24 protein-coding genes and 1 pseudogene are annotated in these 22,276 nt (G+C 67.9%); 13 read left to right on the plus strand and 12 right to left on the minus strand.

Annotated elements, in window-relative coordinates; genetic code table 11:
* The first annotated feature begins 144 nt into the window (after nucleotides 1-144).
* Nucleotides 145-357, plus strand: a pseudogene (locus tag A5704_RS21530) (DUF3072 domain-containing protein).
* Here A5704_RS21530 and A5704_RS21535 read toward each other — a convergent pair.
* Nucleotides 358-1,374, minus strand: a complete 1,017-nt coding sequence (locus tag A5704_RS21535; RefSeq protein ID WP_067890953.1) for a YihY/virulence factor BrkB family protein — start codon at nucleotides 1,372-1,374, stop codon at nucleotides 358-360. It lies immediately after the preceding pseudogene.
* A gap of 126 nt (nucleotides 1,375-1,500) precedes the next feature.
* Here A5704_RS21535 and A5704_RS21540 point away from each other — a divergent pair, with 126 nt between their 5' ends.
* The 3 genes from A5704_RS21540 to A5704_RS21550 all read left to right on the plus strand — a co-directional run bounded on the left by A5704_RS21540 (nucleotide 1,501) and on the right by A5704_RS21550 (nucleotide 3,937).
* A complete protein-coding gene (locus A5704_RS21540) occupies nucleotides 1,501-1,932 on the plus strand; it encodes a nitroreductase family deazaflavin-dependent oxidoreductase (protein WP_067890957.1) in 432 nt (143 codons plus the stop codon).
* A 440-nt stretch (nucleotides 1,933-2,372) separates the two neighbouring features.
* Nucleotides 2,373-3,305 (plus strand): SAM-dependent methyltransferase, encoded by a 933-nt coding sequence (locus tag A5704_RS21545; protein WP_067890960.1) that lies wholly within the window; start codon nucleotides 2,373-2,375, stop codon nucleotides 3,303-3,305.
* Nucleotides 3,302-3,937: a class I SAM-dependent methyltransferase gene (locus A5704_RS21550; RefSeq protein WP_067890963.1), complete on the plus strand. Its 636-nt coding sequence runs from the start codon at nucleotides 3,302-3,304 to the stop codon at nucleotides 3,935-3,937. The genes A5704_RS21545 and A5704_RS21550 overlap by 4 nt, the downstream gene beginning before the upstream one ends.
* 6 nt (nucleotides 3,938-3,943) lie before the next feature.
* Here A5704_RS21550 and A5704_RS21555 read toward each other — a convergent pair whose 3' ends face one another.
* Nucleotides 3,944-4,234 carry a hypothetical protein gene (locus A5704_RS21555; protein WP_067890966.1) on the minus strand — a complete coding sequence of 97 codons (291 nt, stop codon included), beginning with the start codon at nucleotides 4,232-4,234 and terminating at the stop codon, nucleotides 3,944-3,946.
* 338 nt (nucleotides 4,235-4,572) lie between these two features.
* Nucleotides 4,573-5,241, minus strand: a complete 669-nt coding sequence (locus tag A5704_RS29355) for a chitin-binding protein (protein WP_082954928.1) — start codon at nucleotides 5,239-5,241, stop codon at nucleotides 4,573-4,575.
* A gap of 321 nt (nucleotides 5,242-5,562) precedes the next feature.
* Here A5704_RS29355 and A5704_RS21565 point away from each other — a divergent pair, with 321 nt between their 5' ends.
* The 3 genes from A5704_RS21565 (at nucleotide 5,563) to A5704_RS21575 (ending at nucleotide 8,810) form a co-directional block, all read left to right on the plus strand.
* Nucleotides 5,563-6,300, plus strand: a complete 738-nt coding sequence (locus A5704_RS21565; protein WP_197499059.1) for a VIT family protein — start codon at nucleotides 5,563-5,565, stop codon at nucleotides 6,298-6,300.
* A 117-nt stretch (nucleotides 6,301-6,417) separates the two neighbouring features.
* On the plus strand, nucleotides 6,418-7,263 hold the full coding sequence (locus tag A5704_RS21570) for a thioesterase family protein (RefSeq protein WP_067890973.1): 846 nt from the start codon (nucleotides 6,418-6,420) through the stop codon (nucleotides 7,261-7,263).
* On the plus strand, nucleotides 7,260-8,810 hold the full coding sequence (locus A5704_RS21575) for a class I adenylate-forming enzyme family protein (protein WP_067890975.1): 1,551 nt from the start codon (nucleotides 7,260-7,262) through the stop codon (nucleotides 8,808-8,810). The genes A5704_RS21570 and A5704_RS21575 overlap by 4 nt, the downstream gene beginning before the upstream one ends.
* Nucleotides 8,811-8,817: 7 nt before the next feature.
* Here the strand turns inward: A5704_RS21575 and A5704_RS21580 are convergent, their stop codons facing one another.
* On the minus strand, nucleotides 8,818-9,438 hold the full coding sequence (locus A5704_RS21580) for a TIGR03085 family metal-binding protein (RefSeq protein WP_067782070.1): 621 nt from the start codon (nucleotides 9,436-9,438) through the stop codon (nucleotides 8,818-8,820).
* Nucleotides 9,439-9,530: 92 nt separating this feature from the next.
* Between A5704_RS21580 and htpG the strand changes: the two genes are divergently transcribed.
* On the plus strand, nucleotides 9,531-11,465 hold the full coding sequence (htpG, locus tag A5704_RS21585) for a molecular chaperone HtpG (protein ID WP_067890978.1): 1,935 nt from the start codon (nucleotides 9,531-9,533) through the stop codon (nucleotides 11,463-11,465).
* 104 nt (nucleotides 11,466-11,569) lie between these two features.
* Nucleotides 11,570-11,785, plus strand: a complete 216-nt coding sequence (locus A5704_RS21590) for a hypothetical protein (RefSeq protein ID WP_067748273.1) — start codon at nucleotides 11,570-11,572, stop codon at nucleotides 11,783-11,785.
* Nucleotides 11,786-11,790: 5 nt separating this feature from the next.
* Here A5704_RS21590 and A5704_RS21595 read toward each other — a convergent pair whose 3' ends face one another.
* Nucleotides 11,791-12,306, minus strand: a complete 516-nt coding sequence (locus A5704_RS21595; RefSeq protein ID WP_231969196.1) for a hypothetical protein — start codon at nucleotides 12,304-12,306, stop codon at nucleotides 11,791-11,793.
* Nucleotides 12,297-12,536, minus strand: coding sequence for an excalibur calcium-binding domain-containing protein (locus tag A5704_RS29855; protein ID WP_067890984.1), 240 nt, complete (start codon nucleotides 12,534-12,536; stop codon nucleotides 12,297-12,299). Before A5704_RS29855 ends, A5704_RS21595 begins: the two co-directional genes overlap by 10 nt.
* Nucleotides 12,537-12,642: 106 nt before the next feature.
* On the opposite strand from A5704_RS29855, the gene A5704_RS21605 reads away from it, so the two are divergent.
* Nucleotides 12,643-13,665: a TIGR03617 family F420-dependent LLM class oxidoreductase gene (locus A5704_RS21605; protein ID WP_067782086.1), complete on the plus strand. Its 1,023-nt coding sequence runs from the start codon at nucleotides 12,643-12,645 to the stop codon at nucleotides 13,663-13,665.
* Here A5704_RS21605 and A5704_RS21610 read toward each other — a convergent pair.
* The 3 genes from A5704_RS21610 to A5704_RS21620 all read right to left on the minus strand — a co-directional run bounded on the left by A5704_RS21610 (nucleotide 13,659) and on the right by A5704_RS21620 (nucleotide 17,574).
* Nucleotides 13,659-15,293, minus strand: a complete 1,635-nt coding sequence (locus A5704_RS21610) for an Nramp family divalent metal transporter (RefSeq protein ID WP_067748267.1) — start codon at nucleotides 15,291-15,293, stop codon at nucleotides 13,659-13,661. The two genes, A5704_RS21605 and A5704_RS21610, sit on opposite strands and share 7 nt — an antisense overlap.
* Entirely contained in the window at nucleotides 15,290-16,621 is a 1,332-nt protein-coding gene (locus tag A5704_RS21615; protein WP_067890988.1) for a magnesium transporter MgtE N-terminal domain-containing protein, read from the minus strand. Before A5704_RS21615 ends, A5704_RS21610 begins: the two co-directional genes overlap by 4 nt.
* A 206-nt stretch (nucleotides 16,622-16,827) precedes the next feature.
* Nucleotides 16,828-17,574, minus strand: a complete 747-nt coding sequence (locus A5704_RS21620; RefSeq protein WP_067890990.1) for a sensor domain-containing protein — start codon at nucleotides 17,572-17,574, stop codon at nucleotides 16,828-16,830.
* A 137-nt stretch (nucleotides 17,575-17,711) separates the two neighbouring features.
* Here A5704_RS21620 and A5704_RS21625 point away from each other — a divergent pair, with 137 nt between their 5' ends.
* A complete protein-coding gene (locus tag A5704_RS21625; RefSeq protein WP_067782096.1) occupies nucleotides 17,712-18,077 on the plus strand; it encodes a VOC family protein in 366 nt (121 codons plus the stop codon).
* Here the strand turns inward: A5704_RS21625 and A5704_RS21630 are convergent, their stop codons facing one another.
* Entirely contained in the window at nucleotides 18,078-18,965 is an 888-nt protein-coding gene (locus A5704_RS21630; protein ID WP_067890993.1) for a DMT family transporter, read from the minus strand.
* A gap of 80 nt (nucleotides 18,966-19,045) precedes the next feature.
* Here A5704_RS21630 and A5704_RS21635 point away from each other — a divergent pair, with 80 nt between their 5' ends.
* Nucleotides 19,046-19,633 carry a TIGR03086 family metal-binding protein gene (locus A5704_RS21635; RefSeq protein ID WP_067890996.1) on the plus strand — a complete coding sequence of 196 codons (588 nt, stop codon included), beginning with the start codon at nucleotides 19,046-19,048 and terminating at the stop codon, nucleotides 19,631-19,633.
* Between the two features lie 228 nt (nucleotides 19,634-19,861).
* Here the strand turns inward: A5704_RS21635 and A5704_RS21640 are convergent, their stop codons facing one another.
* Nucleotides 19,862-20,254: a hypothetical protein gene (locus A5704_RS21640; protein ID WP_067751424.1), complete on the minus strand. Its 393-nt coding sequence runs from the start codon at nucleotides 20,252-20,254 to the stop codon at nucleotides 19,862-19,864.
* Between the two features lie 149 nt (nucleotides 20,255-20,403).
* On the opposite strand from A5704_RS21640, the gene A5704_RS21645 reads away from it, so the two are divergent.
* Nucleotides 20,404-21,579 (plus strand): thiolase family protein, encoded by a 1,176-nt coding sequence (locus A5704_RS21645; RefSeq protein WP_067751442.1) that lies wholly within the window; start codon nucleotides 20,404-20,406, stop codon nucleotides 21,577-21,579.
* A 100-nt stretch (nucleotides 21,580-21,679) separates the two neighbouring features.
* Here A5704_RS21645 and A5704_RS21650 read toward each other — a convergent pair whose 3' ends face one another.
* A complete protein-coding gene (locus tag A5704_RS21650; protein ID WP_082954929.1) occupies nucleotides 21,680-22,234 on the minus strand; it encodes a hypothetical protein in 555 nt (184 codons plus the stop codon).
* Nucleotides 22,235-22,276 lie beyond the last annotated feature (42 nt).

Genomic DNA, 22,276 nt, shown 5'->3' on the forward strand with positions numbered 1-22,276 from the left:
CCACGCTGGCGGGCGATTCGATGCGGATGTCGAAGGAGCGCGACATAGCAACCGATTCTTGCAAAGGGCCGGCCACGGCGAGCGGCGTGGCGCAGGTTTCGAACGTACGTGCGATGGTTATCCCTCCTCGCGGAGGTGAAGGACATGACTGACGACACGCGACAGGCGCCGAGCGGGAACCCGGAGAAGGACACGTCCCAGTGGGTGACCGGCGACGAGCCGATGACCGGTCCGCAGCGCAGCTAACTGCACACGTTGGCCCAGGAAGCGGGCCGGGACGTTCCCGATGATTTGACCAAGGCTCAGGCGTCCGAGCTCATCGACGAGTTGCAGGAACAGACCGGACGCGGCAACTGATCAGCCGGCGGGCCCGCCCCGGACGGTGGGCGTCGTCGGCGTCCGGGGCCGGGTCGCCTTACCGGTGAGGTCTCCGAATCTGACGCTGACGCGCTGAAAGCCCTTGACGCGTTCGGCTTTCGCCTTCTTGGTGTAGGTCTTGCGGTCGGCCGGCGTAAGTTCCGCGTTGTCTGTGAAGGGCGTGAGCAACGCCCGCGGGTAAAGGCGTTCCACCAGAACGACATTGATCTCGGCGCACAGAACCAGCGTTGACGACACCAGAAACAGAAAGGCCAGTAATCCCAGAACCAAGGCGAAGACGCTGTTGGTCGCGCTGGCCGACTTCACGGTGTGCCGAATGTATCCGGCGCCGCCCCACTGCAGGATCTGCCAAATGACCGCTGCCGCAAGCGCTCCGGGCAGCACCTGGCGATACGTCAGCTCCCGCGCGGTGGTGACGCGAAACGCCACCAGGCAAATCATCGCGTTGATCGCCACGGCCACCAGCGCGACGCCGATCTTTCCGAAGACGCCCAGCGCTCCTGTCGCCTGGCCGGCCGCCGACAGGACCGTGGCGGCGATGGCCGCCGAGCCCAGGACCAACAGCAACATCAAGCTGCGCAGTCGTGAGCGGACGGGGTCCGGACGCTTGTTCCTGGGGACGGCCCACACCGAGTCCATGGCATTCTGCACCGCCTGACCCACGCCAAGGCCGCCGTAGAGGGCGCCGGCGATGCCGACGACCACGGCGATGGTTCCTCCGCTGAGCCCTGCGGGCTGATGCAGCTGATCGCCGATGACCGGGAATTGGCTCAACGTGCTGTGCAGCACCTGTTCCCGCAGGTCGGGGCGTCCGGCGAGCACCACTCCGAGGCCGGTGGTCAACAGCAGCAGTAGCGGGAACAGGGATACGAACCCGTAGTAGGTGATCAGGGCGGATAGGTAGCCGCCTTGATCATCCAGATATTTGTAGACGACCCCGATAACCACGCCGGCGGCGCGGTTTCGTCGCTGCAGCCTGTCCAGCCAGCCGACCATCTCGTGCTCACTTCGTTTCTACGGAAGCGGATACCCCCCCGATGGGATTGCCTGGTGATACCCGCATTCGGCGACGATCAATCCCGCGCGGGCCCTGTGGGGCTGCCCCCGTGCCAGGATGGGGAGATGGGCGACGACGAAATGCATTCGGAGCGCGAATTCAACGAGCGCAACATCGAGGAGTTCCGCCGCAACGGCGGCAAGGTCGGCGGGCAGTTCGAGGGCTTCCCGTTGCTGCTGTTGACCTCGACCGGGGCACGAAGCGGTGCGCAGCGGGTAAACCCCGTCGCTTACTTCGATGTCGACGGCAGGATCTACGTCGTCGGGTCCGCCGCGGGCCGGGAGAAGAACCCCGCTTGGGTGCACAACATTCGCGCCCATCCGCGGGTGACCGTGGAGATCGGCTCACAGGAGCCCAGGCCGGCGACCGTGCGCGAATTGCCGCGCGACGAGCGGGATTCCGTCTACCGGATCGTGGTCGAGCGGGCGCCGGGCTTCGGCGACTACCAGGAGCGCACCGACCGCGTCATCCCGGTGTTCGAGCTGGTTACCGAATAACAGCACCGCCAACCGGTTTCGTGTCGCAAAATCATTTGAACCGAGTGTCATCGGCGGGGAGGAGACCTACATGACGTGTGCAGCAATGACGCCCCCGGTGCGCGGCCGGGTGCTCGGGGCCGTCGCGCTCGTTTTGGCGATGTTGCCGGTGATCGCAGTTTCGGCGCCGGCGATCGGCCGGGCCGATCCCAATTGTGCTGAAGGGTTTATCTGGAGCGCGGACTTGCATCAATGCGTTCCCTGGGTCCCGGCGGTGAATGGGCCGGGCGGACCCGGCGGGCCTGGTGGTCCGGGAGGACCCGGGGGACCGGGTGGGCCTGGTGGCCCAGGTGGGCCGGGAGGGCCCGGCCCGCGGTAGGGCCCGGCTGGCTCGGGAACTCTTCGCCCCTCGCGGGTCGTTATACTGGCTAAGTATCGCCATGACTGCGAGGGGAAGACGCATGCCACGCACAGACAACGACAGCTGGGATCTGGCCACCAGCGTGGGCGCGACCGCCACGATGGTGGCCGCGGCCCGAGCGATCGCGACCAGGGCTGACAACCCGCTTATCGAAGACCGATTCGCCGAGCCGCTGGTTCGCGCGGTCGGAGTGGACTTCTTCACGCGATGGGTCGACGGCGACCTCGTCGCCGCTGACGTCGACGACCACGAATCCGGTTGGAAGCTCGAGCACATGCCCCTGGCGATGGCCGCCCGCACCCGATTCTTCGACGCCTTCTTCCACGACGCGGCGCAGGCCGGGCTCCGCCAGGCGGTAATCCTGGCTTCCGGCCTGGACGCGCGTGCCTACCGGTTGGCATGGCCTGCCGACATGACGGTCTTCGAGATCGACCAGCCGGCGGTGATCGAGTTCAAGACCGCCACCCTGGCGAAGTTGGGCGCGGCCCCGCGGGCAGACCTGCGCGCCGTCGCCATTGATCTGCGCAGCGACTGGCCGAAAGCTCTGGTGGATGCGGGCTTTGACAAGATCCGCCCAACCGCCTGGATCGCGGAGGGTCTTTTCGGGTACCTGCCGCCCGAGGCGCAGGACCGCTTGCTCGACAACATCTCCGCGCTGAGCGCCGAGGGCAGCAGGCTGGCCGTCGAAGCCATCCCGGACCGTCCGCAGCAAGACGTCGAGAAGGCGCGCGAAATGATGCGCCGGGCCACCGCCAAGTGGCGCGAGCACGGCTTCGAGTTGGATTGGGAGGAGCTGGGTTTCGACGGTGAGCGCAACGACGTCGCCGACTACCTGAAGGATCTCGGCTGGCGGACGGTCGGCAGGCCTATGAGTGAGCTGCTGGCCGGCAGCGGGCTCGCGGCGATTCCCCAGACCAACGACTCGGTGTCCGTCGCCGACACGATCTACTACAGCTCGGTTCTGGGCGAATGACGGAGCCGAGCCGCCGAGGACTCAACGACGCGGTCACGCGGCTCTGGAGCTTCCTGGCCCCGGTCTACGACCTGCCGTTGTTGCAGCAGTGGGTATATCGTCCGCCGCACGACGAGGTGATAGCGCAACTGCGTGCTCACCATGCCCACAAGATAGCCGATATCGCTTGCGGCACGGGCATTCTCAGTGATCGGATCGCGCGCGAGCTCCAGCCCGACGAGATCTACGGTGTCGACATGTCCGAGGGCATGCTCGGCCAGGCGCGCCCCCGAACCGACCGGGTGCAGTGGTTACGTGGCCCTGCGGAGCGGCTCCCTTTCGACGACGGGGCCCTCGACGCGGTGGTGACCACCTCGGCGTTCCACTTCTTCGATCAGCCGGCGGCGCTGCGCGAATTCCACCGCGTGCTGGCGCCCGGCGGACTGGTGGCCGTATCGGCCCTCAGTGCGCGGCAACGGCGACTCCAGGCACCGTCGGCCAATAGGTGGAAGCCGCAACACAATGCGTCGCCGGCGGAGATGCGCACGATGTTCGAAGACGCCGGGTTCGTCGTCAGCGAGCAGCGCCGCATCCCGCGGCCGGTCTGGACACGCCTCGTTTCCGACCTGATCACAGTCGGCATCAAGAACTGATCGACCTCAGGCGGCCAGCGTGCTCGTGGCGCGAGGAGCGGATCGCGGGAATGGATCGCGGTGACCGGTGTGCACCACGCGGGAGGGTCGATACGCCTGGGCCGGGCGGGCGACGATGGCGACATGCTGCCGGGCGAAGCGCTCCTGCCCGAGCTCACCCGTCCGATCGATGAAGTCGGAGGCGATCCACCCGGCGCCGAAAAGGGCCAGCGTGACGCCGAATTGAAGCGGCGAGCCGGCGACGAGCGCCACCAAAGCGCACATTCCCGCGACCATCGCGACGGCGAATGTGACCAAGTAGAGGAGGGTTACGCGAGGGTCTCGTGCGGGCCTCGTAGGCATCGCGCCTCCTCATCGGTCGACTGCTCTGGCAGGGGGAAACCCAAACCGTGACCTCGATGTTTCGCTATCGAGACACGTCAATCGAGGGCCATACGGCATCGATGCAACGGCGTAGTACCCCCACCGAGAGGCCAAAGGTCCCACCGCGGCAATTCTTTTCATTCGGTCCGCATGCCGGGGCGGCATAAACGTCTGCGGTGCGGGGTGATTCGCCACCTGCGAGCCAGGTTATCGACAAGCAGCACGATGCCCGCCCCGCCGGGTGGCGAAGCGGGCGTCGTGCTTACTGCGGTTTACAGCGGAATCCACACTCCGAAGAACCAGAAGCCCCACTGATTGAAGCCGGGGTCCCACACCGGGGTCTCCTGATAGCCCCAGTAGTTGATCGGACCGTACCCCCAATATCCACCGGGCGGGGGGAGCGGCCGGTCCCACGCGGGGCGAGGCGGCGCACCGGGTCCCCAAGGCGCCGGACCGTCACCCCACGGGGCGCCGCGGAAGTAGCCGCGCTGAGGATCTCCGTGCCACGGACCGCCCGGTCCGCCGGGGCCGCCGGGGCCGCCGGGGCCGCCGGGGCCGCCTGGGTGGTCGGGCCCGCCCGGGCCGCCGGGGCCGCCTGGATGATCGGGCCCTCCGGGGCCTCCGGGTCCACCGGGACCATTTGGCCCGCCCGGATGACCGGGGCCACCTGGTCCACCAGGTCCGCCCTGCGGCCCGCCGGGACCGCCGGGGCCCCCAGGTCCGCCCGGCCCGCCCGGGCCGCCGGGGCCCCCGGGTCCGCCCGGATCACCGGGTGCGTTCGGGGGATGAATGCCCCCGGGAGCGGGTGCGCCATGGTTGCCTGCCGGGCCAGGCGGCGGCCCGCCGGGAGCGGCGCTGGCCGCACCGGAACCCATGCCCAACGCCGCAGCGCTCAGAGCGCCGGCAACGGTCATCCCCCCAAGAAATTGCTTAAGTTTCATAGTCCTTCACCCTGTCTGACTACTGGTGAATTCCTCAGAATCCCCCCTTACATCAACCGACCATAGATAGCTTGCCTATGCAACGGCTGTGAGAGGCCCATGCGGAGCTTTTGGGTCGTGCACGCCGCACCCCGACCACGGAAGGCGGACGGCCGGCTCAGGTACCGCGAGACATATACCGCTGCGACAAGCGACGGCGTGTCGTCGCAGGCGTTTATGTGTCGCGGCTCGGCGCCAGCCAGACGCGGCACCTTTGGGTAGCCCGACAAGCGGGAGTAAACCGTTTGGCAAGGCTATGTTTGCTAGTCCGGCGGGTCTTTGATGTATATCGTTGCGGCCGTGTCGAGCCCGTCGCATCCCCATCCGTCCGAGCCGCACGTGGGTTCGGTGTCGTCGAAATTGAACTGGCTGCGCGCCGGAGTCCTGGGCGCCAACGACGGAATCGTGTCCACGGCGGGCATCGTGGTGGGGGTCGCGGCCGCGACGGTGGAACGCGCTCCCGTGTTGACCGCCGGCACCGCCGGACTGGTCGCCGGAGCGGTGTCGATGGCGCTGGGCGAATACGTTTCGGTCAGCACCCAACGTGACACCGAGAAGGCGCTGCTGCACAAGGAACGCCAGGAGCTGCGCGACGATCCGGTCGCCGAAATGGACGAGCTCGCCGCCCTGTATGAGGCGAAAGGCCTGACGGCCGCGACCGCCCGCACCGTCGCCGAGGAACTCACCGACCACAATCCGCTTCTCGCGCACGCCGAAGTCGAACTGGGCATCAATCCCGAGGAGCTGACCAATCCCTGGCAGGCGGCGTCGTCTTCGGCGCTGTCGTTCGCAATCGGGGCCCTGCTGCCGCTGATCGCGATCTTGGTTCCGCCGGCGGCGTGGCGGATCCCGGTCACCGTCGCGGCGGTGCTCGTCGCGCTGGTGATCACCGGGGCGGTGTCGGCCGGTTTGGGCGGAGCGCCCAAGGGCCGCGCTGTGCTCCGCAACGTCATCGGAGGCGGTCTCGCATTGGCGATCACGTACGTGATCGGCCACCTGGTGGGCGCGGCGATCGCCTGAGCCGCGGTCCCACCTGCCTGAATCGGGTCGACCCGGGGCGACTGTGGCCGGTAACTGTAATATCTACTGTTGCCATCCTCGCATGAGGGATCCCCACTCCGGGCGGAGCGTCGCGCATTGACCGAAACGAATCTCGTGCCGGATGACGTCGATTCGGCGGCGCAGGCGCCATACTTCCTGCGCGACGAAACCCGTTTCGTGCCAAACCCGATCGCGCGCGGTGGGTGGGGCCCGTCGCTCAGCGGGCACGTCGTCGGCGGACTCCTCGGGTGGGCGGTGGAACGCGCGGTCGATGACCCGGAACTTCAACCCGCCCGCCTGACCGTCGACCTTCCCGCACCGGTCGCGCTGGAACCCATGGAGGTGCATACCACCGTGCACCACGACCGGCGGCGGCTGCGGCTCGTCGAGGTCGTCCTCACCCAGCACGGTGTCCCGGTCGCGCGGGGGAGCGCCTTGTTTCTGCGGCGCGGCCCCCAGCCAGAGGGGCGGGTGTGGTCGCCGAACCCGCAGATGCCGCCGCTGCCCAACGAGGACGGCGCCCAACCGACGCTCTTCATGCGCACCTACGGATGGGGCACCGAATTGCAGAATCGCGACCCCGAATGGGTCGACGCCTCCGGCCAGAAATACACCTGGCTTTGCGAAACCCGCTCGCTCATCGGCGGTGAACCGCTCAGCCCGTTCACCCGCGCCGCCATGGCAGCCGATATCACTGCCTCCCTTGCCAATTGGGGAACAAACGGTTTGCAGTTCATCAATGCCGACTACACGCTCACGCTGAGCCGACTGCCGGAAGGCCCACACATCGGCATGGCCTCGCTGACCCACTACAGCCACGACGGGGTGGCCACCGGTTCGGCTGTACTCGTCGACCGCACGGGTCCCATCGGCAGCGGCGTTTCGGTTGGCATAGCGCACTCCGGATTCCGCCCGACACAGGTCAATCCGACGAGCGAATGAGCATCGGAAGCGACGTCACCTACTGGAGGCTGGTCGCCGACGCGGCGCGGGCGGGATCGCCCCGGCCGCTGCTCGCCGACGACCATGCGCGCACGCTGACGGCGCGGCAGTTCCACGATGCCGCCTGCGCGACGGCCGCCGCGTTCGCCGCTTTGGGGATCCGCGCGGGAACCGTCGTGTCGTGGCAGTTGCCGACCACGCTGGAGACCGTGGTCGTCATGGCGGCGCTGGCCCGGCTCGGTGCGGTGCAAAACCCGATCATCCCGATCTTGCGGGAGCACGAGGTCGGTTTCATCACCGAGCAGCTCTCCTCGGAATACCTTGTGGTGCCCGAGCGTTGGCGCGGATTCGATCATGGCGCCCTGGCGCGGGCCCTGTCCGCGAGTCGAGGTTTCAAGGTCATCACCGTCGACTTGGTGACGCCGCCGGCCGGCGGCGAGCTTCGGCTGCCTCAGGCGGACGCCGGTGCGCTCCCGCCGCCGCCGGCTTCGGCCCGCGATGCGCGATGGGTCTACTACTCGTCGGGAACCACCGCCGCGCCCAAAGGGATTCGCCATACCGACGCATCGGTGATGGCCGGCGCGACCGGGCTGGTCGAGGCGATCGGCATCACCGGCGACGATGTCGATCCCATCGCCTTTCCGGTCGCGCACATCGGCGGCGCGGTGATGCTGGCCGCCGCGCTGCGGACCGGCATGCGGTTGGCGCTGTTCGAGGTATTCGACCCGCCGGCGACGCCGTACTCCATCGCGGCGCACAACCCGACCTTCCTGGGCACCGCGACCCCCTTTTTCCTCGGCTTCCTCGAAGCCCAGCGAGCCCACGGCGACCGGCCGTTGTTCCCGTTCCTGCGCGGCTGCCTGGCCGGCGGCGCGCCCATCACCGCCGAACTCGGTCGCCAGATTCGGGAAGCCTTCGGCCTTCCCGGCATCGCCAACGCCTGGGGGCTCACCGAGTTCCCGGTGGCGGCTTCACCGTCGCTCACCGACACGCCGGATTCGCTGGACCACACCGTCGGTAGGCCGACGCGGGGGGTCAGCGTCCGGGTGGTGGGCAACGACGAAGGCGAACTGCCCGTCGGTCAGGAGGGCGAGCTCCGCCTCAAGGGCCCCCAATGCTTTCTCGGCTACGCCGACCCCGCGCTGGACGCCGACGCGTTCGACGAGGACGGCTGGCTCCGCACGGGAGATCTCGGGCTGGTTGATCGGGACGGCAACGTCCGCGTGACCGGTCGGATCAAGGATGCGATCATCCGCAATGCCGAGAACGTTTCGGCTCTCGAAGTCGAGAATGTGCTGGCCACCCATCCCGCGGTCGCCGACGTGGCGGTCATCGGGGTTCCCGACCCGCGCACCGGCGAGCGGGTATGCGCGGTCGTGGTGCCCGCGTCGGCCGAGAGCGTGTCGTTGGAATCCCTTGTGCAGCATTGCCATTCGAACGGGCTGAGCCGCTATAAACACCCGGAACGATTGGTGATGGTCGAAGCCTTGCCGCGCAACCAATTCGGCAAGGTCATCAAGAAAGACCTCCGCGAAGCCTTCGGGTGATTTCGGGCTACAGCCCCTTGGGGGCCTCGCGGACGGCCTGCACCGCGGCCGCGTCGCCGTCGAACTCCACTCGCGCCGAACGCCCGACCGAGAACAGCAGCAGCTCCTCGGGCGGGCCGGTCACCGTGACGGCCGGGCCGCTTCCCGCGGTCAGCATCGTCTTGCCCTCCGGGGTGCGCAGTGCCACCCGGCCCGGCACCTTGGCCAGCGTCAGCCGCGCCATCATCGGCAGGGTGCGGCGCAGCCTGGCGCTCAGCTCGGGTTCCAGCGCCCGCGGCTCCCAGCCCGGCTGCGCGCGCCGCACGTCCTCGTGATGGATGAACATCTCCGCCACGTTGGCCACCGGGTCGAGCAGCTTCAACGGCGAGTAAAGCGGCGGGCCGGATGCGACCTTGTCGACCAGCTCGTCCCACTCGGCCCGTTCGGCCACCTGGTTCTGCACCTTTTCGGTGTGCGGGGCGAAGAACGGGATCAGGATGCCCGGGGCGGCGTCGGGCCGGTACTCCCGGATGACGAGGTGGGCGGCGAGGTCCCGCGTCTTCCACCCCTCGCACAAGGTGGGCGCATCCGGCCCGGCTGCGCGCATGGTTTCGACGAGGGCGGCACGTTCGCGTTGCGCGACAGACATGTGTTCAGGGTAGGACCAGCCCCCGGGCACGGACCATCCGCGTCTCGGTAAATTTGCATCGTCGTCTCCTGGAGGAAAGTGCAGGCAATCTGATGAACGCGCGTGTCGAGCAGCTGGAGTTTCAGGCCGAGGCCCGGCAACTGCTGGACCTGATGGTCCACTCCGTCTACTCCAATAAGGATTCGTTTCTGCGGGAGCTGATCTCGAACGCTTCCGACGCACTGGACAAGCTGCGGCTGGAAGCCTTCCGCAACAAAGACCTCGATGTCGACACCTCCGACTTGCACATCGAGATCGAGGTGGATAAGAGCGCCCGGACGCTCACCATCCGCGACAACGGCATCGGCATGACCCGGGACGAGGTGGTGGGGCTGATCGGCACCCTGGCCAAGTCGGGCACGGCCGAGCTGCGTCAGCAATTGAAGGAGGCCCAGAACGAGGCCGCGTCGGAGGAACTGATCGGTCAGTTCGGCATCGGGTTCTATTCGAGCTTCATGGTCGCCGACAAGGTCGAGCTGATCACCCGCAAGGCCGGCGAGAGCGAAGCCACCAAGTGGGAATCCAGCGGCGAGGGCACCTACACCATCGAAGCCGTCGACGACGCACCACAGGGGACGTCGGTCACGCTGCACCTCAAGCCCGAAGACGCCGAGGACGAGCTGCACGACTACACCTCGGAGTGGAAGATCCGCAGCCTGGTCAAGAAGTATTCCGACTTCATCGCCTGGCCCATCCGGATGGAGGTCGAACGACGGACTCCGGCTGAGGAGGAGGGCGGCGAGGAGACCGTCACGCTCGAAACCGAGACCCTCAACTCGATGAAGGCGCTTTGGGCCAGGCCCAAAGAAGAGGTCTCCGAGGAGGAGTACAAGGAGTTCTACAAGCACGTCGCCCACGCCTGGGACGACCCGCTGGAAATCATCGCGATGAAGGCCGAGGGCACCTTCGAATACCAGGCGCTGCTGTTCATCCCGTCGCACGCGCCGTTCGACCTGTTCAACCGCGACGCGCAGACCGGGATCCAGCTGTACGTCAAGCGGGTGTTCATCATGGGCGACTGCGACCAGCTGATGCCCGAATACCTGCGCTTCGTCAAAGGCGTCGTGGACGCGCAGGACATGTCGCTCAACGTCTCGCGCGAGATCCTGCAGCAGGATCGGCAGATCAAGGCCATCCGGCGGCGGCTCACCAAGAAGGTCCTGTCGACCATCAAGGAGCTGCAGTCCGAGCGGCCCGACGACTACCGCAGCTTCTGGACCCAGTTCGGCCGAGTCGTCAAAGAGGGCCTGCTGTCCGACTTCGACAACCGCGAGACCCTGCTGCAAATCTGCTCATTCGCCTCGACGCGCAGCGAGGAGGAGGCCACCACCCTCGCCGAGTACGTGGAACGCATGAAGGAGGGCCAGGAGCAGATCTTCTTCGCCACGGGGGAGACGCGGCAACAGATCCTGAAGTCGCCGCACCTGGAGGCCTTCAAAGCCAAGGGCTACGAGGTCTTGCTGCTCACCGACCCGGTCGACGAGGTCTGGGTCGGAACGGTGACCGAGTTCGACGGCAAGCCGCTGCAATCGGTCGCCAAGGGCGAGGTGGACCTGAGCGCCGAAGGCGACGAGAGCGAGGCCGAGCGCGAGGAGCAACAGAAGGACTTCGCCGACCTGCTGACCTGGATGAAGGAGACGTTGAGCGACCACGTCAAGGAGGTGCGGCTCTCCAGCCGATTGACGGAGTCGCCGGCCTGCCTGATCACCGACGCCTTCGGCATCACCCCGGCGCTGGCGCGGCTCTACCGCGCGTCCGGGCAGGACATCCCGGTCGGCAAGCGGATTCTCGAGCTCAACCCGAACCACCCGCTGGTTACCGGCCTGCGAGAGGCGCAAAAGAAGGCGGAGGGCGACGCCGCGCTCGCCGCCCTTGCCGAGACCGCCGAATTGCTCTACGGCACAGCGCTTCTCGCCGAAGGGGGTGCGCTTGACGATCCGGCCCGGTTCGCCGAGCTGCTCGCCGACCGGTTGACCCGCACCGTGTAGCCCGGGATTTGCCAGGTTTGCGCCAGGGGTGTTCGCGGTCGGCTTGGCCGGCAAATGGGAGATAAGCCGGATTGAAAACCCGCTGGCAGGGATAATCACCTCCCATGGCTGAATTTCGCGTCATCGACCCACGCGGGCGGGTCGTCGCGACGAAGAATTTTGCCAGCGCGGAGTCCGCACACGCGTGGTTCATCGCCTCGATCGGCGGCGACACCGAGCTCGGCTGGCGCATGGAGGTCAACGACGACGGCCAGTGGGCCAACTTCGACGACACCCAGGGGTTCACCGCCCCGGTGAGCCACCGCCCCCAGAAGCGCTGATCCGGTTACGGTCCGACGACGAAGCAGCGGCCGCCGCCGCCGCTGAACAACACCTCTTGAACCACCGACGGCGCGACGGTGGGGAATCCGAACCGATGCACCTGTTGGTCGGCGGCGATGTCGGCATCCTGCGACTCGGTGGTGCCGTCCTTCTTGCGTACGAGCGCGGTGACCTTGTCCGGCTTGGGCGGGCTTTGCGGGTCGCGGAAGTACCACACCTCGATCCCGGTGCCCGAGGAATCACCGCGCCACCCGTCCGCGTAGTAGCACGCCGGATTTCCCTCAGCGTCCGGCGGTGGTGGCCGGCAAATCGACAGCCCGACGCAGTCCGGCGCGCTGGTGGTCGTGGGCGTGGGCGTGCTGGACGAGGCGATGGGGCTGGGGGGCGGCGACGGCTTCGCCGCACTTGAACTGGATGCGGCGGGCGCCGCAGCGTGCTGCGACCCGCAGGCCACGAGGCCGGCAGACGCCATGGCGAGGACGGCGACCAACCGCGGAATCGGGACCCACATCAGTGGCATACCTCGCACGCGATGCCGTCGCCGTCACGATCCAGGCCGGACCGGTAACCCGGCTGTCCACGGTAGATCGGGGCCACGCCGTCGGCGCACGCCGCCTTGCAGTTCGGGTAGTAAACGCTGGCGCCCGTCGTCGGCGCGGGTGAGGTCGTCGTCGATGGGGCGGCCTGGGCCGCGGGTGGCCCCGCAATCCCCACGACGATTGCTCCGGCGATGAGCAATCCACGAAGCATGTTGGCGAGCCTCCTGTTAGCGAAGCGGCGTTGGTTGCTGACGAATAATGAGCTAACACCGTGACGCGGTCACCGGGCAAGGGCCGAGCCCACGTAGGCTCCGCTCATGCACGTCGATGCGATGACGGTCCCGCAGCCGCTGCACCAGATCGGCGACCTGGCCCGGCGAACGCAAGCCGCCGGTTTCTCCGGTCTGTTGTTCACCGAGACGGGCCGCACGGCCTACCTCAACGCGGCCGTGGCGTCCCAGGCCGCGCCCGGCCTCGAGTTGTCCACCGGCGTGGCCGTCGCCTTCCCGCGCAGCCCCTTCGTCACGGCCGCCACGGCCTGGGAGCTTCAGGAGGCGACCGGCGGGAACTTCCGCCTGGGTCTGGGCACCCAGGTGCGCACCCACGTCGTCCGGCGCTACGGGGTGGCATTCGAGCGGCCCGGACCGCGCCTGCGCGACTACCTGTTCGCGGTCAAGGCTTGTTTCGCGGCGTTCCGCTCCGGGACGCTGGATCACCACGGCGACTTCTACGACCTCGACTTCATCACCCCGCAGTGGAGCCCGGGTCCGATCGACGCGCCCGACCCGAAAGTCGATATCGCAGCGGTCAATCCGTGGATGCTGCGGATGGCCGGCGAGGTCGCCGACGGGGTGCACGTGCACCCGATCGGCGAGCCGGGATACATCGCCCGCCACGTCTTGCCGAACGTCGCCGACGGGGCGGCGAAGGCGGGACGGTCGCCGGCCGACATCGCGGTGATCGTGCCGGTGATGACCATCGTCGGTGACACCGACGAGGAGCGCGACAAGCAACGAGAAGGCGTGCGCGCCAGCATGGCTTTCTACGGCAGCACCCCCAATTACGCGTTCATCTGGGATCAGGCCGGGTTCGAGGGCACGACCGCCCGGATCCGCGAGAGGCAGAAGGCCGGTGACTTCGCGGGCATGGCCGCCCAGGTCAGCGACGACCACATCGCCGCCTTCGCCACCGAGTCGACGTGGGACGGACTCGCCGACGCGCTGATCGAGAAGTACGCCGAAAAGGCCACGCGCCTGGTGCTTTACAACGCCGTGGGTGATCCGGAGCGGTTCGAGCGGTACGGCGAGGTGGCCCGCCGCATACAACAAGGGCGTCAGTGACTGAGCTGTATCGCCTTGACCACCAACAGGAGTGCGCCGACGATCAGGTAGGCGCGTAGCGCGATCATGCCGAGTCGGGTGCCCGGTGACCAGGTGACCGGCTCGAGCAGCGTCAGGGGCGGCATCCGCCAGGTGTTGCGGTCGACGCCGCGCGCGGGCAGCCGTGGCGCGGGCGCCGCGGGTTGACGACGGGCCATCCAGCGCAGCACCGGCACCGCCGCGGCGGCGAGTACCGCCAGGGCCAGGGCGAGGTAGCCGGCCACCGCCACGACGTTGAGATCGCGGAACAGCGTGGTGGCCATCAGGATTCCCGATAGCAGCAGCAGCGTGCCGACGATCAACCCGGCGACCCAGTTGAGCCAGGGGCGATTGACCCACGGGCCCAACACTTCCCGGTCGTTGCACAGCAGCAGCAGGAAGACGCTGGCGCTGGGCAGCAGTAGGCCGGCGAGGGCTTGCACGGCGGTGGTGATCAGCCCGAGCGGCGCGCCGGGAATCAGCACGATGGCCGCGGCCACTACCACCATGGCGGTGTAGGACAGGTAGAACTGCTTGGCGTCGGCGAATCCGCGGTGCAGGGAGTGCTTCAGGCCGAACACGTCACCGAAGGCGTAACTGGTGGCCAGGGTTACCGCGGCGGCCCCGATGATCGAGGCGTCCATCAGCACGATCGCGAAGATCCAGCCCAGCGTCCCGCGGTGCTCGCCGAGCAGGTGTGCGGTGGCACCGGCGTCGGTGAAGCCGCCGACGGTGTTGGTGGAGCGTGCCGCCCATTCACCGGTCATCACCAGCGCCGCGGCACCGATGACCACGACGAAGGCACCCAGCACGGTGTCGGCGCGCTCGTACCCGATGAAGCGCGGGGTGATGCGCTTGTCGACGACGTTGGACTGCTGGAAGAACAGCTGCCAGGGCGCCACGGTGGTGCCGACGATGGCGATGATGAGCAGCACCGCATCCGAGCTCACCCCGCCCGAAATGCTGGGTATCACGAACGATTTGGCGGCCTGACGCCACTGGGGGTGGGACATCAGCAGCATCGGGATCTGCAGCAGCGTCACGGCGATGAAAATGAACATGGCGCGCTCCCAGCGGCGGAAGCTCCCGCTCGCCATGATCGCGACCAGCGCCACCGCCGAGACCGGCACCACAACGTATTTGGAGACGCCGATGAATTCGGCGGCCAGGCTGATGCCGATGAATTCGGTGACGATCGTCAGGAAGTTGAGCAGGAACAGGTCGCCGACCGAGAACCAGCCCCAGCCGCGGCCGAAGCGTTCGTTGATCAGCCGCGCGTGCCCGACGCCGGTGACCGCGCCGAGCCGCACCACCATCTCCTGGTTGACGATCAGGACGGGTATCAACAGCAGCAGCACCCACAGCAGGGAGTAGCCGTAGTTCTGTCCGGCCTGGGCGTAGGTGGCGACGCCGCCGGCGTCGTTGTCGCCGACCATCACGATGATTCCGGGACCGACGATCGCGAGCAGGGTCAGCAACCGCGTCTTCCAGGTGCGGCCGTGCTCGGTTTCGCCGACGCTGATGCGACCGAACGCGCCCTCGATGTCACCGAGGTGCGCGGCGTCCAGCACCGCGCTGGGCCGGTGAATCTCTTCGCGACCGGTCGTCACAGCGCATTACCTCCCGGCACGCGCGCGCTCTGGTCACCGGGAATCTCGCGCACGGGACGCGGCGCGGGCTCTCGCCGGCGCCAATCCTCCGGGATGGTCGCCTCGAGCACGTCGTCGACGGTGACCACCCCGAGCACGCGATCCTGGTCGTCGACCACCGGGATGGAGTAGAGGTTGAAGTCGGCCATCAACAGCGCGACATCGGTCAGGTCGGCGTCCGGCGTGACCCGCACCGGATCGGAATCCATCAGCCGCGCAAGGGTTTCACCGGCCGGGGCCTGCAACAAGGTGATGACCGAGACGACACCGTCGAGCCGTCTGTCCTCGTCGATCACATGCACTTTGATCAGCGCCTCCGGCTGTATGGTGCCGGCGGACGCGATCAGCGCCAGCGCTTCGGCCGCCGTGGTGGCGGCCGCGCACGAGACGAAGTCGACGTTCATCAGGCCGCCGGCGCTCTCGGGGTTGAAGCCCATCAGGGTGATGACCTTGGTGCGCTGCGGGCCCGGCATCAACTCCAGCACGCGCCGGCGCCGCGACTGGCGCAGGTCGGCGATCGCGTCGGCGGCGTCGTCGGCCCGCATCCGGCCCAGCAGCGCGGCGACCTCGTTGTCGGGCATGCCGTCGAGGAGCCGGCTGGCCTTGTCCGGCTCCAGCTCTTCGAACACGTCGGCTTCCAGTTCGGGGTCGCTGCGCACGCGGTCGAGGATCTCGCCGCCCTCGGCCTTGTCCGCCTCCTCGAGAAGGTCGGCGATCTCGGCGGCCTTGAACTCGCCGAAGCGGTCCGACAGGCGCCGCACGGCGTCCGAGCGGGCGTCGCCGATCAGCGGCTCGAACGCCTTCCAATCGCGGGCCGCGTGCCCGCCCGACTGCCTGATCAGTCCGAACAACCGCGGTGGCCGTCGGGTGTCCACGCGCGTCAGCATCCATCCGGCGCCGGTGTCTTCCAGTTCCACGTCGTAGGCGCGGATCAGCTCGACATTGGCCACATCGATCAGCCGGTGGCCCAACACGTCGGCGCGCAGCAGCACCTCACCTTCACGGCGCTCGAAGCCGCGAAGGTCAACCTTGTTCTTGGTCAACAGGACTCGGTCCGCGGCGTACTCGTCGATCGATTTGTCACCGATGAACACCCGCCGCCCGCCGACCCCGGCCACGATCCCGGTGACGAGGGGGTACTCGTCGGCGCCCCGCAGCCGCACGATCACGTCCTCGACACGGCCCACCGTTTCCCCGGCGCGGGCCAGCACCGGCGCACGCAGCAGCTGCGAGAGGTGGATCACCGGCCGTCCGCCGCCGCGTTCGGCCGACTTCTCCGATGCGCCCATGCGTTTCCTCCTCGACACCCCGCCGCCGACCATCCGAGCAGACTGCACGAAACCGCGTCGCGACGTCGGGTGTAGCTACGGCTTACCGCCAGGATCGTTGGTGGCGCAAGTGTCGTCGCTTGACCGGGTTCGGCCGCAAGATCGTACGCCGGGGGCGCGGCGAGCAGCTACCGCCGATGGATGAACGGAGGGCGGCCATTGAGGTCCTATTGCTTGCCGATCTTCCCGGCGATCTGGTTGGCGATGTTGATGCCGAGATCTCCCACGTCCTTGCGGCACGCGTCCACGTCGACGACGACGTTGCTGCGAACGGTCAACGCCCGCTGACACGGGACGGTCAAATTCACGCCGTTACGGCTGAAGCTCAGCGTTACGGTCGTGCTCAGCACCCCGTTGGCGTTGGTGACCGGTCCGACCTTCCACTGGAGTTCGGGATGGGTGCCGTCGGCGGGCACGGTGTCCAAGCGGTTGGCGCAGGCGGGCCATTGCTGCGACGAGGTGGTGAAAAACGCGTTCGCCTGGTCGGGCGCGGGGAACAACACGACAAACTGGTACACGTCAGGGCTTTCCAGGTCGTCCGCGCCCGGGGGAGTGGGTGCAAGGTCGTGGTAGCCGTAAACCGCCGTGTACCCGCTGTCCGCATAAACGGGTGCCAGGGCCGCGTGGAGGGCGTACTTGCATTCGGCGGGAAGCGTGTAGTCGCTGCGCTTGGCTGTGTCTTCTTCCAGCGCGGTCTTCGGTGGGTCGCTGGTGGTGCCGGTGACCCCCAGCATCGTGTCGATATCGCTAGGGCTGAGCATGAGGTCGGGCAGCTGGGCCTTGTTGAGGGGCGTCTTAGCCGCAGCCGTGGTGCTGCTGGTGGTCGACGACGCGGCGCTCCCGCCATCGTGGCTGCAGCCGGTGAGCAGTATTCCGGCGGCGGCTATGGCGACTGAAGCTGTCAGCTGGCGCATGTCGAATGCCTTTCCTGCCTAGGCAAGCCTTTTCGCGCACCCCCAGCGCGTCCCCTATTCAGAAGTCGGTCCGATGCAGCGTACGTCAGCGGCCGGGTGTCGCGAGGGGGTTCGGGGCCAAGCGATATGTTCGCGGTGTGACCGCAGTCGACTTCACCTCGGTAGCGCCGATCGTCCCGGTACGGAATCTCGACGTCGCCCTGGATCGCTATCGACGACTCGGCTTCGCTGCACGCGCATACGACGGACCAGATCGCTACGGGTTCGTCGACCGTGGATCCGTATCCATCCACCTGACGGAGTGGGACGAGCACGACCCGTTGCGAACCGGTGCAAGCGTGTACCTCTACGTCAGCGATGCCGACGTCCTCCATGCGGAGTGGGCTGCACTGGAAGACCTCGAGGGCCGCCTGCTCCCACCGCAGGACACTCCCTACGGTCTGCGCGAATTCGCCTATGTCGATCCGGACGGCACGGCGCACCGGGTCGGCTCGCGCATCTGATCAAGCTGATACCGCGGGCTTTTCGCCGGTCGGCGGGGCCCCGGCGGCCTGGCTGTGGGCGAGTGCCACGGTCGCGGCCGCCATCACCGCAACCGACAGGCCCAGTGCCACCAGGCCGATGTCGTTGGTGCGCAGCGTCTCACCGAGCACGGTGACGCCGAGCACCGATCCGACGACGGGCTCGGCGACGGTCACGGCCGGAAGCGACGCGGTGAGCGGACCGGCCCGAAACGCGGACTGCTCCCAGGCCGTCGCCGCGATGGCCACCACCACCCACACGTACACCTCGGGCAGGCGCAGCAGCGCGGGGATGCCGCGGTCCAGCTGGTCGACCACACCCTTGGTCAGTACCGAAAACAATCCCCACAGCGAGCCCGACATCAGACCCAGCAGCAGCGCGCCAACGGTGCCGGGGAACATGCGCGCGCCGATCACGCACAGGATGAGCGCCGGACCCATGACCAATGCCACGATGCTCCAGGTATGCACAGACCCGCGCGGCGTTCCCTCCTGGGGGTCGCCGACCGTCACGACCACCGCGACCGCCGCGGCCAGCAGCACGGCCCAAATGCCTTGCCGCGGCGTGATTCTCCGATGATTGGTCCGCGCGCTGATCAGCAACGCGAACAGCAACGACGTCACCAACAGCGCCTGCACCAGCACCACCGAGCCCAGGTCAAGCGCCGCTGCCTGCAAGCCGAACCCGGCGGCGGCCACCAGGCTGCCCGTCCACCATTGCCGATCGCGCAGGAGCTGGCGGAACAGAGCCATGGTTCCGACCGGCTTGTCGGTGACCTGTTGGGCGGATCGCTGCTGGATGACGTCTCCGAAACCCACCATCAGGGCGGACGCGACCGCGAGGAGCGCCGCGATATCCGTCTTGCCCAAGCGGACCTCCTGTGTAACCGGGGTTGCGACCCTAGACTTCTGGACGGTACGCGACACGGCGTTTCGAGGGGATGCACGCCATGAACGACACGAACTCCCGGATCGGCGTGCTGGCCACCGAGGCAATCGATCTGCTCATCGCCGCCGTCGACCAGGTTTCCCCGGAGCGCTGGGATCAGTCGTCCAACCTCGAGGGCTGGAGCCTGCGCGAGCTGGTCGGGCACGTCACGGGCAGCGCGGCGAAAGTGGTGACCCTGATCGAGGACGGTGAGCTCTGGGACCGCCCGTCGCAGCCTGCCGACTGGATATGCGATGACCCGAGCCAGCGGCTGCGCGAGCTGGCGGCGCGGCTGCGGGCCGGGTTGCCCGGCGCCGACCTCGACGGACCGCGGAGGTCGCCCGAAGGTGAGGTTCCGTTGCGGCGGGCGCTGACGTATCCGGTGTCCGACCTGGCCATGCACGCCTGGGACATCCAACGGTCGCAAGGGCGGCTGATCGAGCTGCCCGCGGACCTGCTGGGGCTGTGCCGCGGGTTGGTGGAGTCGCTGCCCGAGCACCTGTTGCGGCGGCCGGGCGGCTTCGGGCCGGCCCAGCCCGCACCGGATGACGCGACGCCGACCGTGCGGCTGATGGCTTTCCTGGGCCGCTCGGTCGACATCGGTGGCTGAGTCCGCCTGCGGCACAGGCGTTTTGCGGAGCTTCCCGTGGTCGGGCCAGTTACAGAGGCAGCACCAGCCCCCGCGCCGGGAGACGCACGGGTTGCCCGCCTCGGAGCGACAACGCGGGCGATGAGGCCGCCGCCCAGCCCAACGAACGCATTGTCGCTGAGAGGCGAGCACGTCGGGCATCCCCGCACCCAGCGACGGCTGTGGCGCATGTGACGAAGATGGGTGCCCTCAGCTGTTGCGGCTGATCTTGAGTGCGGTGGTGATCATGGGGATCTGCAGGGGCAACCGGGCCAGGGCGACGATCCGCATCGGCCAGGGCTTGTCCCACCACAGCCGGCACATGTTGACGTTGGCCGGAAACACGCCGACGAACAACACGGCGGCCGCGAGCGCGGCCAGTCGCCGCGTGCGTCGCGGCAGCAACGCCGCTCCGATGCCCACCTCGGCCACCCCGGACGCATAGGTGTAGAAGCGGGCGCTGCCCGGGAGCTCGGCCGGGACGATCGTGTCGAACGGCTTGGGCGCCACGAAGTGCAGCGTCCCCACGCCCAGGAGCATCGCCGCGACGCGATACGCGGTGAGCTCGGTGGTGTCACGCACGGCGACTGGTCTGGTTGTCATCGACCCATTGTGTCCTGTCACGCGCGGTCGGTATCGGGATGGCGGAAACTCAGGCCGTTTACTATTGGCCATACGGTATTTGTTACGATTCGCGTCATCTGCTGACACCCGCGCTGCCGACCGCAGCCAGACCGTTCGAGGTTGAGAACATGGCCAAACCCGTCATTGTCGGAGCGGTTCGGACGGCGATCGGCCGCTCCTTCAAGGGCACGCTCGTCAACACGCCACCCGAGACGCTGATCACCACGGTGCTTCCGGAGGTCGTGCGCCGCTCCGGCGTCGACCCGTCCGCCATCGACGACATCATCTTCGCTGAATCCCATTACGGGGGCGGGGATTTGGCGAGGTATGCCGCCACCGCCACGGGGATGGAGGACATTCCCGGCCAGTCGGTGAACCGGCACTGTGCGGGCAGCCTGACCGCCATCGGCAACGCGGCGGCGCAGATCGGTTCCGGGATGGAACGCGTGCTGATCGCCGGCGGCGTGCAGTCGTTGTCGATGACGCCGCTGACCAACTGGCGGATCCCCGGCCCGGAGCTCAAGTTCGAGGAGCGCTGGATGCCGCCGACGCACGTCGAAACGCCGGATGCACCCGCCAAGGACATGTCGATCACCGTGGGCTGGAACACCGCCCAGGCGGTCGGGATCACGCGCGAGGAGATGGACGCGTGGGCGGCCCGCTCACATCAGCGCGCCATCGCGGCCATGGACGCGGGCAAGTTCGTCGACGAGATCATCCCGCTGAAGGTCACCCAGTTCGACGGTTCGGTCACCGAGTTCTCCGTGGACGAGCATCCCCGCCGAGACACCACCGTCGAAAAGCTCGCCGCGCTCAAAGTGCTGCACCCCGAGATCGAGGGGTTCTCGATCACGGCCGGCAACAGCAGCGGCACCAACGACGCCGCCGCGGCGGTGGCTCTCGTGGACCGCGACTACGCCGCGGCCGAAAACCTCAATGTCATGGGCGCGGTCCGGGCGTGGGCGGCCGCGGGCGTCGCCCCCCGCGACACCGGGCTGGGGGCCGTCAAGGTCATCGGCAAAGTGCTGCAGCGGGCCGGGCTGTCGGTCGACGACGTCGCGCTGTGGGAGATCAACGAGGCGTTCGCCTCGGTGCCGATCGCGGCGTGCCGCGAGTACGGCATCGACGAGGAGAAGGTGAACTTCTCCGGCAGCGGCTGCAGCCTCGGCCACCCCATCGCGGCCTCGGGCGCGCGCATGGTGACCACGCTGGTCTACGAGCTGGCCCGCCGTGGCGGCGGCATCGGCGTCGCGGCCATGTGCGCGGGTGGTGGCCAGGGCGGCGCCGTGGTGATCGAGGTCTAGCGGCGATCGCGAGCGCGGCGGAGCCGGGCGATGGGGGCACCTCCCGCTTGCGGGGGACGGGTCGCCGCCGTCGGGTCAGCGGCGATCGCGAGCGCGGCGATCAGTTGCAGTACGTGTAGCCGATGAATTGCGTTCCGCGCGTGTCGCCGCTCGAGTAGTTGGCGAAGTGCACCGCCGGTTCCCCGTTGTACTGGGTGTTCATCTTCTGCACGGTCGGCGGGGGAACACCTTTGGGAAAGGCCAGGATCATGTCGGCGAAGATGTTCAAGCCGACCTGGCAGATGGCCTCGCGCCGCGGCGGCTGTGGATTCCACGCGTGGACGATTACGGGCTCGGTGAGTTGATACCCGGCCGCGCAATTCGGATCGCAGACCTTGAACACGGCCGTGCCGCTGCCGTCGGCGCCCTGTTGGCCCCACGAACTCCACGACATGTCTTGCAGCGCAACGGCGACGCTCGCGCAGCCCAGCACGTTGAGCCGCTTAGGCCGTTCGACGGGCGGAACGGACAGGTTGTAGCAGCCCGGGATCGCGAAGCTCTGCGGCGGTCCCGGCTGGGCGGTGGGTGGCTTGACGCCCTGGTCACCCTGGGTCAGCTTCAGCACCACGAAGGTGAGGATGCCGCCCAGCGCGACCGCCGACACGATCCCGATCACAACCAGACGCCCCCGCGTACTGCGCCCCAGCCGACCCAACAA

The organism is Mycobacterium sp. E735 (assembly GCF_001666955.1).
Lineage (GTDB): Bacteria > Actinomycetota > Actinomycetes > Mycobacteriales > Mycobacteriaceae > Mycobacterium.

Bases quoted from the DNA above. Each gene is read 5' to 3' on its own strand.
- A5704_RS21545 (WP_067890960.1), top strand. From the start codon at position 2,373: ATGCCACGCACAGACAACGACAGCTGGGATCTGGCCACCAGCGTGGGC.
- A5704_RS21605 (WP_067782086.1), top strand. From the start codon at position 12,643: ATGCACGTCGATGCGATGACGGTCCCGCAGCCGCTGCACCAGATCGGC.
- A5704_RS29355 (WP_082954928.1), bottom strand. From the start codon at position 5,241: ATGAAACTTAAGCAATTTCTTGGGGGGATGACCGTTGCCGGCGCTCTG.
- A5704_RS21615 (WP_067890988.1), bottom strand. From the start codon at position 16,621: ATGGGCGCATCGGAGAAGTCGGCCGAACGCGGCGGCGGACGGCCGGTG.
- A5704_RS21550 (WP_067890963.1), top strand. From the start codon at position 3,302: ATGACGGAGCCGAGCCGCCGAGGACTCAACGACGCGGTCACGCGGCTC.
- A5704_RS21635 (WP_067890996.1), top strand. From the start codon at position 19,046: ATGAACGACACGAACTCCCGGATCGGCGTGCTGGCCACCGAGGCAATC.
- A5704_RS21565 (WP_197499059.1), top strand. From the start codon at position 5,563: ATGTATATCGTTGCGGCCGTGTCGAGCCCGTCGCATCCCCATCCGTCC.
- A5704_RS21535 (WP_067890953.1), bottom strand. From the start codon at position 1,374: ATGGTCGGCTGGCTGGACAGGCTGCAGCGACGAAACCGCGCCGCCGGC.
- A5704_RS21580 (WP_067782070.1), bottom strand. From the start codon at position 9,438: ATGTCTGTCGCGCAACGCGAACGTGCCGCCCTCGTCGAAACCATGCGC.
- htpG (WP_067890978.1), top strand. From the start codon at position 9,531: ATGAACGCGCGTGTCGAGCAGCTGGAGTTTCAGGCCGAGGCCCGGCAA.
- A5704_RS21540 (WP_067890957.1), top strand. From the start codon at position 1,501: ATGGGCGACGACGAAATGCATTCGGAGCGCGAATTCAACGAGCGCAAC.
- A5704_RS21575 (WP_067890975.1), top strand. From the start codon at position 7,260: ATGAGCATCGGAAGCGACGTCACCTACTGGAGGCTGGTCGCCGACGCG.
- A5704_RS29855 (WP_067890984.1), bottom strand. From the start codon at position 12,536: ATGCTTCGTGGATTGCTCATCGCCGGAGCAATCGTCGTGGGGATTGCG.
- A5704_RS21595 (WP_231969196.1), bottom strand. From the start codon at position 12,306: ATGCCACTGATGTGGGTCCCGATTCCGCGGTTGGTCGCCGTCCTCGCC.
- A5704_RS21640 (WP_067751424.1), bottom strand. From the start codon at position 20,254: ATGACAACCAGACCAGTCGCCGTGCGTGACACCACCGAGCTCACCGCG.
- A5704_RS21645 (WP_067751442.1), top strand. From the start codon at position 20,404: ATGGCCAAACCCGTCATTGTCGGAGCGGTTCGGACGGCGATCGGCCGC.
- A5704_RS21590 (WP_067748273.1), top strand. From the start codon at position 11,570: ATGGCTGAATTTCGCGTCATCGACCCACGCGGGCGGGTCGTCGCGACG.
- A5704_RS21620 (WP_067890990.1), bottom strand. From the start codon at position 17,574: ATGCGCCAGCTGACAGCTTCAGTCGCCATAGCCGCCGCCGGAATACTG.